Source organism: Streptomyces sp. NBC_00075 (assembly GCF_045041225.1).
GTDB classification, from domain to species: domain Bacteria; phylum Actinomycetota; class Actinomycetes; order Streptomycetales; family Streptomycetaceae; genus Streptomyces; species Streptomyces adonidis.
Genome location: NZ_CP108243.1, coordinates 9,991,850 through 10,007,732, shown reverse-complemented (window position 1 = coordinate 10,007,732; position 15,883 = coordinate 9,991,850). Strand labels below are relative to the sequence as shown.

Annotated in this window: 14 protein-coding genes; 6 read left to right on the top strand and 8 right to left on the bottom strand. The window is 71.0% G+C overall.

Annotated features, from left to right (window positions below; genetic code table 11):
* The first annotated feature begins 173 nt into the window (after nucleotides 1–173).
* From OG787_RS43745 to OG787_RS43730, 4 genes are all read left to right on the top strand, one after another.
* Entirely contained in the window at nucleotides 174–1,988 is a 1,815-nt protein-coding gene (locus OG787_RS43745) for an ABC transporter transmembrane domain-containing protein (protein ID WP_405539013.1), read from the top strand.
* A complete protein-coding gene (locus OG787_RS43740; RefSeq protein WP_405539012.1) occupies nucleotides 1,985–3,766 on the top strand; it encodes an ABC transporter ATP-binding protein in 1,782 nt (593 codons plus the stop codon). The genes OG787_RS43745 and OG787_RS43740 overlap by 4 nt, the downstream gene beginning before the upstream one ends.
* A 141-nt stretch (nucleotides 3,767–3,907) precedes the next feature.
* On the top strand, nucleotides 3,908–4,378 hold the full coding sequence (locus OG787_RS43735; RefSeq protein ID WP_369030035.1) for a DUF5709 domain-containing protein: 471 nt from the start codon (nucleotides 3,908–3,910) through the stop codon (nucleotides 4,376–4,378).
* A gap of 84 nt (nucleotides 4,379–4,462) precedes the next feature.
* Entirely contained in the window at nucleotides 4,463–4,720 is a 258-nt protein-coding gene (locus tag OG787_RS43730; RefSeq protein WP_369030036.1) for a type B 50S ribosomal protein L31, read from the top strand.
* Nucleotides 4,721–4,755: 35 nt separating this feature from the next.
* Here OG787_RS43730 and OG787_RS43725 read toward each other — a convergent pair whose 3' ends face one another.
* Nucleotides 4,756–5,550, bottom strand: a complete 795-nt coding sequence (locus OG787_RS43725) for a metal-dependent hydrolase (RefSeq protein ID WP_369030037.1) — start codon at nucleotides 5,548–5,550, stop codon at nucleotides 4,756–4,758.
* Nucleotides 5,551–5,695: 145 nt separating this feature from the next.
* Here OG787_RS43725 and OG787_RS43720 point away from each other — a divergent pair, with 145 nt between their 5' ends.
* Nucleotides 5,696–8,209 carry a DEAD/DEAH box helicase gene (locus OG787_RS43720; protein ID WP_405539011.1) on the top strand — a complete coding sequence of 838 codons (2,514 nt, stop codon included), beginning with the start codon at nucleotides 5,696–5,698 and terminating at the stop codon, nucleotides 8,207–8,209.
* Between the two features lie 19 nt (nucleotides 8,210–8,228).
* Nucleotides 8,229–9,098 carry an acyl-CoA thioesterase gene (locus OG787_RS43715; RefSeq protein WP_369030039.1) on the top strand — a complete coding sequence of 290 codons (870 nt, stop codon included), beginning with the start codon at nucleotides 8,229–8,231 and terminating at the stop codon, nucleotides 9,096–9,098.
* 16 nt (nucleotides 9,099–9,114) lie between these two features.
* On the opposite strand, the gene OG787_RS43710 is transcribed toward OG787_RS43715, so the two are convergent.
* From OG787_RS43710 to OG787_RS43680, 7 genes are all read right to left on the bottom strand, one after another.
* Nucleotides 9,115–10,161: a DUF6397 family protein gene (locus OG787_RS43710; RefSeq protein ID WP_405539010.1), complete on the bottom strand. Its 1,047-nt coding sequence runs from the start codon at nucleotides 10,159–10,161 to the stop codon at nucleotides 9,115–9,117.
* Between the two features lie 126 nt (nucleotides 10,162–10,287).
* Nucleotides 10,288–10,701: a roadblock/LC7 domain-containing protein gene (locus tag OG787_RS43705; protein WP_369030041.1), complete on the bottom strand. Its 414-nt coding sequence runs from the start codon at nucleotides 10,699–10,701 to the stop codon at nucleotides 10,288–10,290.
* Nucleotides 10,702–10,822: 121 nt separating this feature from the next.
* Nucleotides 10,823–11,428 carry an ATP/GTP-binding protein gene (locus OG787_RS43700; protein ID WP_369030042.1) on the bottom strand — a complete coding sequence of 202 codons (606 nt, stop codon included), beginning with the start codon at nucleotides 11,426–11,428 and terminating at the stop codon, nucleotides 10,823–10,825.
* A gap of 83 nt (nucleotides 11,429–11,511) precedes the next feature.
* A protein-coding gene (locus OG787_RS43695) for an IS5 family transposase (protein WP_405540650.1) occupies nucleotides 11,512–12,310 on the bottom strand; the annotation gives its coding sequence in 2 pieces (ribosomal slippage) (nucleotides 11,512–11,965 and nucleotides 11,964–12,310; 801 coding nt in all).
* Between the two features lie 158 nt (nucleotides 12,311–12,468).
* Nucleotides 12,469–12,882: a DUF742 domain-containing protein gene (locus OG787_RS43690; protein ID WP_369030043.1), complete on the bottom strand. Its 414-nt coding sequence runs from the start codon at nucleotides 12,880–12,882 to the stop codon at nucleotides 12,469–12,471.
* A gap of 22 nt (nucleotides 12,883–12,904) precedes the next feature.
* The gene (locus OG787_RS43685; RefSeq protein ID WP_369030044.1) at nucleotides 12,905–13,342 is read right to left on the bottom strand and encodes a roadblock/LC7 domain-containing protein; all 438 of its coding nucleotides are present in this window, start codon (nucleotides 13,340–13,342) and stop codon (nucleotides 12,905–12,907) included.
* On the bottom strand, nucleotides 13,339–15,870 hold the full coding sequence (locus OG787_RS43680; RefSeq protein WP_405539009.1) for a nitrate- and nitrite sensing domain-containing protein: 2,532 nt from the start codon (nucleotides 15,868–15,870) through the stop codon (nucleotides 13,339–13,341). The genes OG787_RS43685 and OG787_RS43680 overlap by 4 nt, the downstream gene beginning before the upstream one ends.
* Nucleotides 15,871–15,883: the final 13 nt, after the last annotated feature.

Sequence of the window (15,883 nt, the reverse complement as noted above, 5' to 3'; positions counted from 1 at the left end):
CTCGCGGCAATGAGGCGAACAAAGGCCAATCGGTCCGAATCCCCGCCTCTCGACGGAAAACCGTTTGCCTCCGGCCACGCTGTGACGCGAACCTTTCACGGCCCGTTGTCGGCCTTCGGGCTCCCCCCATACCCCCATCCCCCCTCCTGCGAGATGCGAGCCACTGGGACGTCATGAAGATCAAAGACCTTCCGTACCCCGACCCAGGCGTGCCGGACGCACGCTCGGGCTCCAGATTCCTGTGGTGGCTCTTCCGCAACCAGCTCGGCGGACAGTGCACCGCAATGGCCTGGGGGCTGGTGCACTTCGTGGCCGTCTCCGGGCTGCCGTTCGGCGTCGGGTTCGCCGTGCAGGCCGTCGTCGACCGCTCGGGCGGTCGGCTGGCCCTCGCGGGCGGCCTGATGGTGCTGTGCGGTGTCGCCATCGCCCTCGGCGACAGCATGCTGCACCGGGCCGCGGTCACCAACTGGATCACGGCCGCCGCCCGCGTCCAGCAACTGCTGGTCCGCAAGACCGCCCAACTGGGCTCGGCGCTGACACGGCGGGTCGCGGCCGGTGAGATCGTCGCGGTCTCCACGGGTGACGTGGAGAAGATCGGCTGGTTCGTGGAGGCCCTCTCCCGCTTCACCGCCGCCGCACTGACCGTCGTCCTGGTCTGCGTCGGCCTGTACGTCTACCAGCCGGCGCTCGGCATCGTCGTCGCCGTGGGTGTCCCGGTCCTCGCCCTCGCCGTGCTGCCGCTGCTGCCCCGGGCGACGCGTCGGGCGGACTTCCAGCGCGAGAAGGCCGGCCGCGCGACCGAACTGGCCTCCGACACCGTCGCGGGACTGCGGGTGCTGCGCGGCATCGGCGGCGAGGAACTCTTCCTCGACCGCTACCGTCGGGCCTCGCAGGAGGTGCGGCACGCGGCCGTGCGCAGCGCCCGTATGTGGGCACTGATCTCGGCGATCCAGGTGCTGCTGCCGGGTCTGCTGATGATCGCGGTCGTCTGGCACGGTGTGCACCTGGCCGAGCAGGGCCGGATCACCGTCGGCGAGCTGGTCACCGTGTACAGCGCGATCATGCTGATGTCGTACCCGCTGCGGCACTTCGAGGAGATCGCCATGGCGTACTCCTTCTCGCGGCCCTCCGCGAAACGGGCCGCGCGGGTGCTGTCCCTGGAGCGCGCCACGGACACGGCGGGCTCACGGGAGGCGGCCCTGCCCAGCGGGGATCTGTACGACCCGTCGACCGGGCTGCTGGCCCCCGCCGGGTGTCTGACGGCCGTGGTGTGCGGCGATCCGGACGCGGCGGGACTGCTCGCGGAGCGCCTCGGCGGACACCCGTCCGAGGAGGGCACGTCGGCGCTCCTCGGCGGCGTGCCGCTCGACGAGCTGCCGCTCTCCAGCACCCGCACGGCCGTCCTCGTCCAGGACAAGGACCCGGTGCTGCTCTCCGGTTCCCTGCGCGAGCTGCTCGACGTGCCCGCGTCGGGTGCGGTGACCGCCGCCGAGGCGCTGGCCGCCGCCCAGTGCGGGGACGTGCTGGAGGCACTCGTGCAGGGGTCCCTGGACGCCGAGGACCCGATGGACGCGCGGATCACCGAGCGCGGACGGTCGCTGTCGGGCGGACAGCGCCAACGACTGGCGCTGGCGCGGTCGCTGATCACGGACCCCGAGGTGCTCGTCCTCGACGAACCGACCTCGGCCGTCGACTCGCACACCGAGGCCCGGATCGCGGACGGCGTACGGGAGTTGCGGACCGGCCGCACGACCGTCGTGTTCACCTCCTCACCGCTGCTCCTGGACCACGCGGACCGGGTCGTCCTGGTCCACGAGGGCGAGGTCGCCGCGGTCGGTGTGCACCGCGAACTGGTGCGCAAGGAGCCGCGGTACCGGGCCGTGGTGACCCGGGAGACCGAGGACGAGGCGGCCGTCGGCGACACGCTGCACGAACTCGACGAGCTGAACGAACTGGAAGAACTCAAGGAAATCGGAGAGACGGCATGATCGGCGTGGCGCCACCGGCGTACGATCCGGCGGCCCCGACCACGGCGAGCACGCTGCCGGTCGGTGCCCCCGCGACCGTACGCGCCTACGTGGCCGAACTGTTCCGCAGGCACCGCCGTGCCTTCCTGCTGTTGGTCGCCGTCAACACGGTCTCCGTGGTGGCCTCCATGGTCGGCCCGTACCTGCTGGGCGACCTCGTCGAACGGGTCTCGGACAACGCCCGCGACCTCCATCTGGAGCTCACCGTCGGCCTGTTCGCCGCCGCGCTGGTCGTACAGGCCGTGTTCGTACGGCAGGTGCGGCTGCGCGGCGCGATCCTCGGCGAGCGGATGCTGGCCGACCTGCGCGAGGACTTCCTCGTGCGGTCGGTCGGCCTGCCCCCGGGCGTCCTGGAGCGGGCCGGCACAGGCGACCTGCTCTCCCGCATCACGACCGACATCGACCGGCTCGCCAACGCCATGCGCGAGGCCGTGCCGCAGCTCGCCATCGGCGTGGTGTGGGCGGCGCTGCTGCTCGCCGGCCTCGTCGTCACGGCGCCGCCGCTGGCGCCGGCCGTGCTCCTCGCGGTGCCGCTGCTGGTGGTCGGCTGCCGGTGGTACTTCCGGCGCGCACCCTCCGCCTACCGCTCGGAGGCCGCCGGGTACGCCGCCGTCGCCGCCGTGCTCGCGGAGACGGTGGACGCCGGCCGGACCATCGAGGCCCATCGCCTGGGCGACCGCCGGATCGAGCTGTCGGACCGACGGGTCAGGGAGTGGACGGCCTGGGAGCGCTACACGCTGTGGCTGCGGTGCGTGCTCTTCCCGGTCATCAACGCCACCCATGTGACGGTGCTGTGCTCGGTGCTGATGGTCGGCGGGGTCTTCGTGCTCCAGGGCTGGATCGACGTGGGCCAGCTGACCACGAGCGCGCTGCTCGCCCAGATGCTCGTCGACCCGGTCGGGATCGTCCTGCGCTGGTACGACGAGTTGCAGGTCGCCCAGGTGTCGCTGGCCCGGCTGGTCGGCGTCCGGGACATCGAGCCGGACGCCGGGGACCCCTCGCTGGCCCCGGACGGGCGGGACGTGCACGCGGACCGGGTGCACTTCGGCTACCGGGAGGGCGTGGACGTGCTGCGCCAGGTGTCCCTGGAGGTCGCGCCCGGCACCCGGCTGGCCCTGGTGGGCCCCTCGGGCGCGGGCAAGTCCACGCTGGGCAGGCTGCTCGCCGGGATCTACGCGCCCCGGACCGGCCGGATCACCCTGGGCGGTGCCGAGCTGTCGAGGATGCCCGCCGAGGACGTCCGCTCGCACGTGGCGCTGGTCAACCAGGAGCACCACGTCTTCGTCGGCTCCCTGCGCGACAACCTGCTCCTCGCCCGCACCGACGCCGGGGACGCGGAGCTGTGGGCGGCGCTGGGCGCGGTCGACGCGGACGGCTGGGCCCGGGCGCTGGACGAGGGCATGGACACCGAGGTCGGCTCGGGCGGGTTCGCGCTCACCCCGGCACAGGCCCAGCAGATCGCGCTGGCCCGGCTGGTCCTGGCCGACCCGCACACTCTGGTCCTGGACGAGGCGACCTCGCTCCTCGACCCTCGCGCGGCCCGTCATCTGGAACGGTCCCTGGCCCGGGTCCTGGACGGCCGTACGGTCGTCGCCATCGCCCACCGGCTGCACACCGCCCATGACGCGGACGTCATCGCCGTCGTGGAGAACGGCCGGATCAGCGAGCTGGGCAGCCACGACGAGCTGGTCGCGGCGGACGGCGCGTACGCGGCGCTGTGGCGGTCGTGGCACGGGTGACCCACCGGTGACCGGGCGGCGAGGCGGGGCCGGATCGGCTTCGTCCCGTTGCGCGGTCCCGACGGTGGGTGGAACGCTGGAAGCGGCTGCCCGCCCCTGCGGGCGGCGCCGGGGCCGGTCCCCACGCACCTGGAGGTACCCGTGGACAGTGACGAGGGATGGGGAGACGACGTCTACCAGCCCGACGGATCCGAGGTACAGGACGACGCGGGCCTGCTGGACGGCGAGGACACCCTGGTCACCGACGGGGTCAGTGACCCCCTCGACCGTGGCTGGTCCCCTCCGGACCGGCCCTGGGCGGTGGAGCGCTCCGGTGTGACGGCAGCGGAACGCCGGCAGGGCGAGACCCTGGACCAGCGTCTCGCCGAGGAACTTCCGGACATCGCGGCAGCGGACGGCGACGGCATCGGCGACTGCGCGGGCACGGACGGCGAGCCGCTGGACAACGAGGTGGGCGCCGCACGCTCCGGCCGTCTGGTGGCCCCGAACGAGGGCGCGCACGAGGACGGGGAGAGCGGGCTGATCGCCACCGACGTGGGCATCGACGGCGCCGCGGCCTCGGCCGAGGAGGCCGCGATGCACATCGTCGACGAGGACGCCCTGTCCGGCTGACCGCCCGGCCTGCCCAAGGGCCCCGCGGGGCCGACCGCCCGACTGAACCAAGCGTTCCGAGCTTGCCGAGCAAGGAGAACATCCATGCAGCAGGACAAGCAGCCCGACTACCACCCGGTCGTCTTCCGCGACCGGGTCGCCGGATACGCCTTCCTGACCCGGTCCACCGCGACGAGCGAGCAGACCATCGACTGGGACGACGGCGAGACGTACCCGGTCGTGGATGTGGAGATCTCCTCGGAGAGCCACCCGTTCTACACCGGCAAGGCCCGCACGGTGGACACTGAGGGCCGCGTCGCCGCCTTCGAACGGCGGTACGGCGGCGGGAGCGGCCAGGGCTGAGCGGGCCGCCCCGCCAGGGGCTTCGTACCGGGGCGTCAGATGAAGTTGAGCGCCGCCGCGCAGCCCACTCCCCCGAGCAGTATGAACGCCGGCATGAGCACCTTCAGCTCGACCCAGCTGCCCGCCCGGAACCGCATCGCCTTCGGCGGGCCGAGCGGGTACCAGCGCTTGCGGCCGATCGGGATCGGCCACAGCACCGGGCAGCCGGACACCGTCAGCGCGTCCCCGATGTCGTGCACCAGCGCGCCGAGCACGACCGGCAGCCCGAGCCACAGGTACGTCTGCCCCGGGTCCGTGAACAGCCAGTCCGCGCCGTTGCCCGGCTTGTCCAGGACGCCGGCCAGGATCCACGCGCTGGTCGCCGCCAGCAGCCAGACCAGGATGTCGGCACTGGAGCCGCGGGTCGCCCGCCACAGCAGGCCTTCGATGGCGAGCACGATGTGCACGAAGAGGATGGCCAGGACCGCCCAGCGGCCCCCGGTGATCGCGGCGACGGAGGCACCCGCACCGATCAGGACCGCCCACAGCCAGGTGTGCGTCAGCGTCCGGTGCCCGCCCGAGCGGCGCGGGTCGCCCTGCTTCTTCGTCGCCTTGTAGACGGCGTACGAGAGCTTGTCGACGATCTCGCACAGGCCGCGCGAGATCGGGCCGAAGGCGTTCGAAATGGTCGCCGCCTTGTGGTCGAGGTCCGGGGCGAGTGCGGCTCCGGCGCAGATCAGGGCACCGACCAGGACGACCGGCCAGGGCATCGGTTTGCCGGCCGCGGCAGCGGCGGCTCCGACACCGAGCCAGGCAGCGGCCCCCGAGAGTGAGTGTGCTGGTCCCATCATGGCCGTTTTCCGCCCTATTCCTCGTACGCCGCTGTCCAGTTGACCGGGTGCGCTGACGCTCCGTCGGCGACACAGCGTAGCGGCCGTGATCTTCGGGCCGGCATCCGATTCCCCCATCACCTGGGATCACAGGCAAGATGGGGGCGTGACACTCATCGATCAGCTGCCGCAGACCGCAGACCCCGACGCCCTCTACGAAGCCTTCGAGTCGTGGGCCCAGGAGCGCGGTCTCACGCTCTACCCCCACCAGGAGGAGGCGCTGATCGAGGTGGTCTCCGGTGCGAACGTGATCGTGTCGACGCCCACCGGGTCCGGCAAGAGCATGATCGCCGCGGGTGCGCACTTCGCGGCGCTGGCCCGGGACGAGGTCACCTTCTACACCGCTCCGATCAAGGCGCTGGTCTCGGAGAAGTTCTTCGAGCTGTGCAAGATCTTCGGCACGGAGAACGTCGGCATGCTGACCGGCGACGCCTCCGTCAACTCCGACGCCCCCGTCATCTGCTGCACGGCCGAGGTACTGGCGTCCATCGCGCTGCGCGACGGCAAGCAGGCGGATGTCGGCCAGGTCGTGATGGACGAGTTCCACTTCTACGCCGAGGGCGACCGCGGCTGGGCCTGGCAGATCCCGATCCTGGAGCTGCCGCAGGCGCAGTTCATCCTGATGTCGGCGACGCTGGGCGACGTCTCGATGTTCGAGAAGGACCTCACCCGCCGCACCGGCCGCCCGACCTCGGTGGTCCGCTCGGCGACCCGCCCGGTCCCGCTGTCGTACGAGTACAAGCTGACCCCGCTGACCGAGACGCTGACGGAGCTGCTGGAGACCAGGCAGGCGCCCGTCTACATCGTGCACTTCACGCAGGCGCAGGCCGTGGAGCGGGCGCAGGCGCTGATGAGCATCAACATGTGCACGCGCGAGGAGAAGGACAGGATCGCCGAACTGATCGGCGGGTTCCGCTTCACCACCAAGTTCGGCCAGAACCTGTCCCGTTACGTCCGGCACGGCATCGGCGTCCACCACGCCGGCATGCTCCCCAAGTACCGCCGTCTGGTCGAGAAGCTGGCCCAGGCAGGCCTGTTGAAGGTCATCTGCGGCACGGACACCCTCGGCGTCGGCGTCAACGTGCCCATCCGCACAGTGCTGTTCACGGCGCTGACGAAGTACGACGGCAATCGCGTACGGACCCTGCGCGCGCGTGAGTTCCATCAGATCGCCGGCCGGGCGGGCCGCGCGGGCTTCGACACGGCGGGCTTCGTCGTCGCGCAGGCGCCCGAGCACGTCATCGAGAACGAGAAGTCGCTCGCCAAGGCGGGCGACGACCCGAAGAAGCGCCGCAAGGTGGTCCGCAAGAAGGCGCCCGAGGGGTTCGTCGGCTGGACGGAGAGCACCTTCGACAAGCTGATCACCTCCGATCCTGAGCCGCTGACGTCCCGCTTCCGGGTGACCCACACGATGCTCCTGTCGGTGATCGCCCGTCCCGGCAACGCCTTCGACGCGATGCGCCACCTGCTGGAGGACAACCACGAGCCGCGCAAGCAGCAGCTGCGGCACATCCGGCGCGCGATCGCCATCTACCGCTCGCTGCTGGACGGCGGCGTCGTCGAGAAGCTGGACAAGCCGGACGCGACCGGCCGCATCGTGCGTCTGACCGTGGATCTCCAGCAGGACTTCGCGCTCAACCAGCCGCTGTCCACCTTCGCGCTGGCCGCGTTCGAGCTTCTTGAGCCGGAGTCGCCGTCGTACGCGCTGGACATGGTGTCCGTGGTCGAGTCCACGCTGGACGATCCGCGCCAGATTCTCGCGGCCCAGCAGAACAAGGCGCGCGGCGAGGCCGTCGCGGCGATGAAGGCGGACGGCGTCGAGTACGAGGAGCGCATGGAGCGCCTCCAGGACGTCTCGTACCCGAAGCCGCTGGACGAGCTGCTCTTCCACGCGTACGACACGTACCGCAAGAGCCATCCGTGGGTCGGTGACCATCCCCTCTCCCCCAAGTCCGTCATCCGTGACATGTACGAACGGGCCATGTCCTTCACCGAGTTGGTGTCCCACTACGAGCTGGCCCGCACCGAGGGCATCGTGCTGCGCTACCTCGCGGGTGCCTTCAAGGCCCTCGACCACACCGTGCCGGACGACCTCAAGTCCGAGGATCTCCAGGATCTGATCGCCTGGCTGGGCGAGATGGTGCGCCAGGTCGACTCCAGCCTCCTGGACGAGTGGGAGCAGCTCGCCAACCCGGAGGTGATGACCGCCGAGGAGGCCCAGGAGAAGGCCGACCAGGTCAAGCCGGTCACCGCCAACGCGCGTGCCTTCCGGGTCCTCGTCCGCAACGCGATGTTCCGCCGAGTCGAGCTGGCCGCGCTCGACCAGGTGGAGGCCTTGGGCGAGCTGGACGCGGAGGCCGGCTGGGACGCCGACGCGTGGGGCGAGGCGATGGACAAGTACTGGGACGAGTACGAGGACCTCGGTACCGGCCCCGACGCCCGCGGCCCCCGGCTGCTGATGATCGAGGAGGAGCCGCAGAACAGGCTGTGGCGCGTCCGGCAGACCTTCGCGGACCCGAACGGCGACCATGACTGGGGCATCAGCGCGGAGGTCGACCTCGTGGCCTCCGACGCGGAGGGCCGTGCCGTCGTCAAGGTCACCGCCGTCGGCCAGTTGTGAGCACAGGAGAATCGCACCCATGACGAACGCAGCCGAGAGACTCGTCGACCTGCTGGACCTGGAGCAGATCGAGGTCAACATCTTCCGTGGCCGGAGCCCCGACGAATCCCTCCAGCGGGTCTTCGGCGGCCAGGTGGCGGGCCAGGCACTGGTCGCCGCCGGGCGCACCACGGACGGCGAACGTCCGGTGCACTCGCTGCACGCGTACTTCCTGCGCCCGGGACGGCCGGGCGTGCCGATCGTGTACCAGGTCGAACGGGTACGTGACGGCCGGTCGTTCACGACCCGTCGGGTCACGGCCGTGCAGCAGGGCCGCACGATCTTCAATCTCACCGCCTCCTTTCACAAGCCCGAGGAAGGCAGCTTCGAACATCAGCTGCCGCCGGCCCGGAAGGTCCCGGATCCGGAGTCCCTGCCGAACGTCACCCAGGAGATCAAGGAGCATCTCGGCGCGCTGCCCGAGCAGTTCGAGCGTATGGCGCGCCGTCAGCCCTTCGACATCCGCTATGTGGACCGATTGCTGTGGACCCCGGAGGAGGTCCAGCAGTTGGAGCCCCGCAGCGCGGTGTGGATGCGCGCGGTCGGCCCGCTGGGGGACGACCCGCTCGTGCACACGTGCGCGCTGACGTACGCCAGCGACATGACCCTGCTGGACGCCGTACGCCTACCGGTGGAGCCCCTGTTCGGCCCCCGGACCTTCGACATGGCCTCGCTGGACCACGCCATGTGGTTCCACCGCCCGTTCCGCGCGGACGAGTGGTTCCTGTACGACCAGGAGTCCCCGATCGCCACGGGCGGGCGCGGGCTGGCCCGCGGCCGGATCTACGACGTCGAGGGCAGGCTGCTCGTCTCCGTCGTCCAGGAAGGTCTGTTCCGAAAGCTGGGCTGAGGCGTCCCGCCGCTGTTCAGACCCGCGCGGGGCGCTTGCCGCGGTCGCGTGCGGGTCGGGAGCTTCTGCCGCGCAGACGGCCCAGCAGGCCGCGTGATCGCTCGGCCGTCTCGGGCCCCCCGGGGACCTCGAGTGTCCTGGGCCGCTCGGCTGCCTGGGGTCGGTTGTCGTGCTGCGGGGGCACGGGCCGGACGCGTTCCTGAACCTGGCCGCAGTGCACGGTCGCGTGCTGCTCCGACCTCGGGCGGGGTGCGGGACGGTGGTCGCGGGCCTCGGTCAGGGTTCCGGTCAGGTCTGCGCGGAGCCAGGCGATCTCGTCCGGGTCGTCCGCCGTCATGATCCGCTCGGCGAGCCGGGCGGTGGGCGAACCCGGTGCGCCGTGGGTCGGCTGATCCGGCCGGAAGCGGTTCAAGTGGGCGCGTTCGTAGGGGTCGTCGACGATCTCCGCGACCTGGGCGGGGTCGAGGAAGGACGCCACGACCGCGGCCCGCGCCCATGGATCGTCGGCCGGTCGGAGCAGGAATCCCAGTTGTCGCCCGCGCCAGTTGCGGGGCCGCAGGTCGAGGCCTTCCGCGAGTTTGTCGCGCTGGTCCTGGGAGATGCGGCCGGTCAGCAGCGGGGCGGTGTCCTTGCCTGAGGCGAACTGCCGTAGCTCGTCGGCGAGATACAGCCAGACCACGGCCCGGTAGCGGTTGAGGTAGAAGGCCACCGGCGTCACCAGGCCCAGCCGCGCGAGGCGGGTGAACCGGGTGGGCGTCACATCCATGAGTGTCGCGCCCTCCGCCGTGCCCACGGCCCGCACGCGTTCGCGCAGCGTTTCGGGGAAGTGCTCGTCGCCCCGCAGTCGGTCGATCTCGTCGCGGCCGACGCGTCGGCCGCCGCCCCCTTCGTCAGGCACCGTCCGTACACATCCGAGATGGACCGCGAGGTCGAACTCTCGTCGTTTCAAGCCCAGTTCGCGTGCGGCACGGCTCGGTGCGAAGGGCGCTCCCGAGGAGCGGAGCGTGTCGGTGGCCGGTGCGGCGGCGGTCTGGGCGGGTTTCGTGATGCTGACGCCGGACATGGTCGGTCTCCCCCGTGGAGTGGCTGGCCAGCGCCTTGTGCGCCGGCCTCGGGAAAAACGTAGCCGGTTCGGCAGCCGACCGTGCGAGCCTGTGGATAACTCTCGCCGGAGTGCCGTATTCGCAGGTCAGGAGTCCGATAACGGAATTTGCTCGGGTTGCCTGGCATCCACGTCGAGGTGTTCGCCGACGCGGTTGACGAGCAGTGTCATCTCGTAGGCGATCTGGCCGATGTCGGCCTCGGCGGCGCTGAGTACGCACAGACAGCTGCCCGTGCCGGCGGCCGTGACGAACAGCACCGCGTCGTCGAACTCGATCATCGTCTGACGTACCTGACCCGCGCCGAAGTGGCGTCCCGAGCCTTTCGCCAGGCTGTGCAGGCCCGACGACACGGCGGCGAGATGTTCGGCGTCCTCACGGCGAAGTCCTGTGCTCGCACCTGTCACCAGCCCGTCGTTCGACAGGACCAGCGCATGTCGGATGTGTTCGACACGTTCGGTCAGATCGTCCAGCAGCCAGCCAAGTCCTTGGTTCTGTGCCATGTTTCTGATCTCCCCGTGCGGCAGGTCCTCCAAGCCGAAGGATCCGGTCAGTCAGCCTTACCCACGACCGTCCCGCGAGCAAGCAGGACTGGCGCATGGCACAGGAGACGCGTAGCCGGCGTCAGCTCACCGAGTCGAGCAGCCGGGCGGTGTGCATGCGCCCGGCGTACTCGACCAGCCTGATCAGCACTTCCTTGCCCGAGTCGCGGTCGCGGGCGTCGCAGAGCACCACGGGTGTGCCCTGGTCGAGGTCGAGGGCGCGCGACACGTCCTGGGCGCCGTAGGAGCGGGCGCCCGTGAAGCAGTTGACGGCCACCACGAACGGGATGTGCCGGTGCTCGAAGTAGTCCACGGCGGGGAAGCAGTCCTCCAGCCTGCGGGTGTCCGCGAGGACGACCGCGCCGAGGGCGCCCTGCGACAGTTCGTCCCACAGGAACCAGAAGCGGTCCTGTCCCGGCGTGCCGAACAGGTACAGGGAGAGACCCGAGCGGATGGTGATACGGCCGAAGTCCATGGCGACGGTCGTCGTCACCTTCTGGTCCACGCCGTCGGTGTCGTCCACCAACTGGCCGGCCTCGCTCAGCAACTCCTCGGTGCGCAGCGGCCTGATCTCGCTGACCGCGCCCACCAGGGTGGTCTTGCCCACGCCGAATCCACCGGCGACCAGTATCTTCAACGCCAGGGCGGACGTCTCGTCGTCCGTCGCGTCGGAGTGCTCGGAGACCATCGATCACTTCTCTCGGGAGTGCCGGCAACGGTCGACGTCCATGGCTCTCATCATGACAACCGCTGTTCCCCTAAGACATCATCTCATTTGGCGAGTCTGCGGTAGCAGATGAGGGTGCAGGCGATGCTGGTGAAGGCCAGGAAGTGATCGGCTTTGCGCTCGTAGCGTCGGTGCAGTCTGCGGCATCCGGCGAGCCAGGACATCGTGCGTTCTATGGTCCAGCGGTGGCGGCCAAGGCGGGTCGAGGACTCGATGCCTCTGCGGGCTATGCGGTGCCGGATGCCGCGTCCGCGTAACCATCGCCGCAGATGGTCGTAGTCGTATCCCTTGTCGGCGTGGAGTTTGGCCGGCCTGCGCCGTCGGCGTCCGCGCCGGGAGCGGATCGGCGGTATCCCTTTCACCAGCGGGATCAGCGCCTGGCTGTCGTGCAGGTTCGCCCCGGAGATCCCGACGGACAGGGGCAGACCGGTCCGCTCGGTGATCAGGTGGATCTTCGAGCCGTACTTGCCTCGATCCACAGGATTCGGGCCTGTCAGCTCCCCTTTTCAGGGCCCGCATGTTGACGGAGTCGATCGCACAGCGGGACCAGTCCAGCTCGCCGCGGGAGCCGAGTTCGTCGAGGACCAGGCGGTGGAGCTTGGCCCACACCCGGGCCTTCGACCACTCGGCAAAGCGCCGGTGAGCCGTCGCTCCCGACGGACCGAACGACGCGGACGGCAGCTGCTGCCACGTGCAGCCCGACGTGGCCACGAACACGATTGCCGCCAGTACCTCCCGGTCACCATGCCGACGCCGACCGCCGCCCTGAGGCCGCGACGGCGCCTCCGGCACCACTCGCTGGAACAGCTCCCACAACTCATCCGGCACCAGCCGCTCAACGATCGAAACCACGACGGACAGGCTACCGAACCAAATGAGATGACGTCTAAGGATGGTTGGACCGCAATTAGCCCGATGTGACCGGCTCGCGGCTGTTCGGTGCCCGGAAGGGTGCACAACTCGGCTCGGTCCGTGTGGTTCCGCGTCTCTCGTCCACGGCTCTACAGCGCCCTCAGCCCTTCGATCACCTCGCGCAGAATGCGTTCGTCGGGCAGTTGCGCGGGCGGCACCGGACGGCTGACGGTGACGCAGCCCAGCTCGAGGAGATCGCCGAGCAGCACCCTCACCACCCCGACGAGAAGGTCGGCGCCCGCGGCGAGTTCGGCGACGGACTGTGTCTCCGTACGGCACAGGTCGATGATGGCCCGGTGCTCGGGGCCGAGCGCGGTGTCGTCGAACATGTTGGGCACGCCCGGGTCGAGCGTGACGAGCGCGATCAGGTCGAAGCGCACCCCTGTGGGGCCGGGTTTGGTGCGTCCGCCCGTCATGGCGTAGGGGCGGACGAGGGGCCCGGCCTCGTTGTCGTACCACTGGCTGCCCGGTTCCCGCAGGGTGCCTGTCGTGTCCTCGGTCATCTGTGCGGACCGCCCTCTCGCCTCATCGGGCGGCGGGCGGCCGCGCCGCTGCTCTCGGCGCTGTGCGGAGGTGCTCGCCCACGCGTTTCACCAACCGTGCCATCTCGTACGCCACCAGGCCTATGTCCGCGGTCGCGGCGGTGAGGACGGCGAGGCAGGAGCCGTCGCCCGCGGCGGCCACGAACAGGAAGCCGTCGTCCATCTCCACCATGGTCTGGCGCACGCCTCCGGCGCCGAAGTGCCGGCCCGCACCCTTGGCCAGGCTGTGGAAGCCTGAGGCGACCGCGGCGAGGTGCTCCGCGTCCTCGCGCCTGAGATCGGTGGAGGCACCCACCGCGAGTCCGTCGTTGGACAGCACCACCGCGTGCCGGACTTCGCCGACGCGCAGCACGAGGTCGTCCAGCAGCCAGTCGAGTTCGCCGGACCGCCGCTCCGCCCTGGTGCCCGGGTCCTTGATCATGTGCGGTCTCCTTCGCTGCTGTCTCTGCCCGTTTCGGGGCCCGGGGCGGCTCCGCGGCCGGGTGACCTGCCGCCGCCGCGCACCCAGCCGTCGCGGTAGGCCGTCATACGGTCCCGTACGGCCTCGGGGGTGCGCTTGTCCTCGTTCCGGGATCCCGCGGTCCGGGCCGGTTCCTCGGGGCGCTGGTCGCGCAGTTGGGGGGCGAGGTTCGCCTGCCGGACGCGCCGTGGGAGGTCGTCGGACTCGTCCGCGTCGCCGGGATCCTCGGGCGGACGGTGCAGTCGCAGGGCGGTGACTCCTGGCGGTGGGGGCTCGGGGGCGTTCTGCGCCGCGGCCGGTGCGGGAGCCACCAGTGCGGGGCGTTCAGCCGATGCCCGGACCGGTTCCTGGGGCGGGGCATCGGCGGGCACGCGCGCGTACTCGCGTTCCTCGGCACGCTCCCGGTCCATGGCGGCGCGCGGTGCACGTTCCGCCGCGCCGCTGTGCAGCAGTGCCGTGGGCAGCAGGACGACCGCGGTCGTGCCGCCGTAGGGCGAGGTCCGCAGGTGCACCTTGATGTCGTGCCGCGCGGCGAGCCTGCTGACCACGAAGAGGCCGAGCCGGTCGCTGTCGAACAGGTCGAGCGCCTCGGACTGTTCGATGCGGCGGTTCGCCTCGGCGAGGGTCTCCTTGCCCATCCCTAGTCCCCGGTCCTCGACCTCCACGGCGTAGCCGTTGCCGACCGGTTCGCCGGTGATGCGCACCCTGGTGTGCGGTGGTGAGAACTGGGCGGCGTTCTCGACGATCTCCGCAAGGAGATGGGTGAGGTCGGCGACGGCGGCACCGGAGACCGACGCCTCGGGCAACTGACGTACCTCCACGCGCGCGTAGTCCTCGACTTCGGAGACGGCGGCGCGGACGACGTTCGTCAGGGAGACCGGCATGCGCCAGGCCCGGCCGGGTGCCGCTCCGGAGAGGATGATCAGGCTCTCGGCGTGGCGCCGCATACGGGTGGTGAGGTGGTCGAGCCGGAACAGGTCGCTGAGTTCGTTCGGGTCGTCGGACCTGCGCTCCATGCTGTCGAGAAGGTTCAGTTGGCGGTGGACGAGGACCTGGCTGCGGCGCGCGAGGTTGACGAAGACGCCCGAGATTCCGCTGGCCAGTTCCGCGCGTTCCACGGCGGCGCGCAGGGCGGCGCGGTGGACGGTGGCGAGGGCTTCCGCGACCTGTTCGGTCTCGTCCTCGGGGGGCGGACCAGGGGGTGCCTCGGCGCGGATGTCGATCTCTTCTCCCGCGCGCAGTCTCAGCATGGCCTGCGGGAGTTTGTGGCGGGCGATCTCCAGGGCGCTGTTGCGCAGGCTCACCAGCTCGACGACGAGGCCGCGTCCGATGCGTACGGAGATCACCAGGGACGCGGCGACTGCGGCGAGGCCGAACAGCACCGCGGCGCCGGCCGGGCTGAGCAGGCCCCGGGTGAAGGGGTCGGCGCGGTCCGCGACGTCGTGGCCCGCGTCCGCCTCGATGGCCCGCATACCGCCCTGCACGCGCGCGTGTGCCTTGGTCCAGACGGCTTCGGGCGCGGCGGCGATCGCCTTGGCGCCGGGGTGGCTGCCGAGCACCTTGTCCTCGACAGCGGCCAGGGCGGCGTACGCGCTGCCTGTCGCGAGGTCCTGCCAGGTGATCCGTTCCGGGCCACGCAGGTCCGGGGCGGTGGCTCCGACGAGGGTGCGGCGGGTCTCCACGGCCCCGGTGAACAGCCGCAGCCGCTGTCCGTCGAGGCTCCCGGCGAGCCGCGCCCCGGCGAGAACGGCGTCCTCCTGGGCCAGTGCCTCTCCGGCGCGGGAGAATTCGAGCAGTACGCGCGCGTCGGAGCCGAGTTCGGCGTCCTGGATGCCGGTGAGCGCGCCGCCCACGGCGAAGGCCGCCGAGATGGTCCTGGTGTACCGCGTGTACGTCTCGGCCCATCCGGTACGGCGGTCGAGCACCGAGGTCCGCAGCGCGCGCAGTTGCTCGACGCCGACGACGAAGGACTCCAGGCGGTCCGCGACTCCGGCGGGCAGTTCCTCGGCGTCGGCGACGGTGTTGCGGTCGCCGAGGCGCAGCTTCGCCACGGCCCGGTCGGTGCGCTCGCCAAGCGTCCTGAGGTCGATGCCGGGGACGGCGGCCGGATCGGTGGCATGGCGTACGGCGACCGTGCGTTCGGCCTGGAGCGCGGCGACGACGACGGCGACCGGGGCGCGCACCTGGGAGTCGACGCGCTGCAACTGCCGCAGCCGGGCGACGTCCTGGGCCGTGGTGACGGTGGCGTACGCCCACAGCGCGAGCAGGGAGACCACCGGCACCATCAGAAGGCAGACGATCTTGGCGCGGACGGTCCCTGGTCGCAGGCGTCGGCGTCCCGCGCGCGTGGGTATCTCGTCGGGCAGGGCTCCGGGGGGCTCCTCGGCGCCTTCGTCGGCCGGCGGACCGGCGTGCGCGCGGCGTCCGCGCACCGGGGGCGGAGGCGCCGGGACGGCGCCGGCTCTGGGGGTCCTACGGGGTGTACGCATGGCCTCCTCGCTC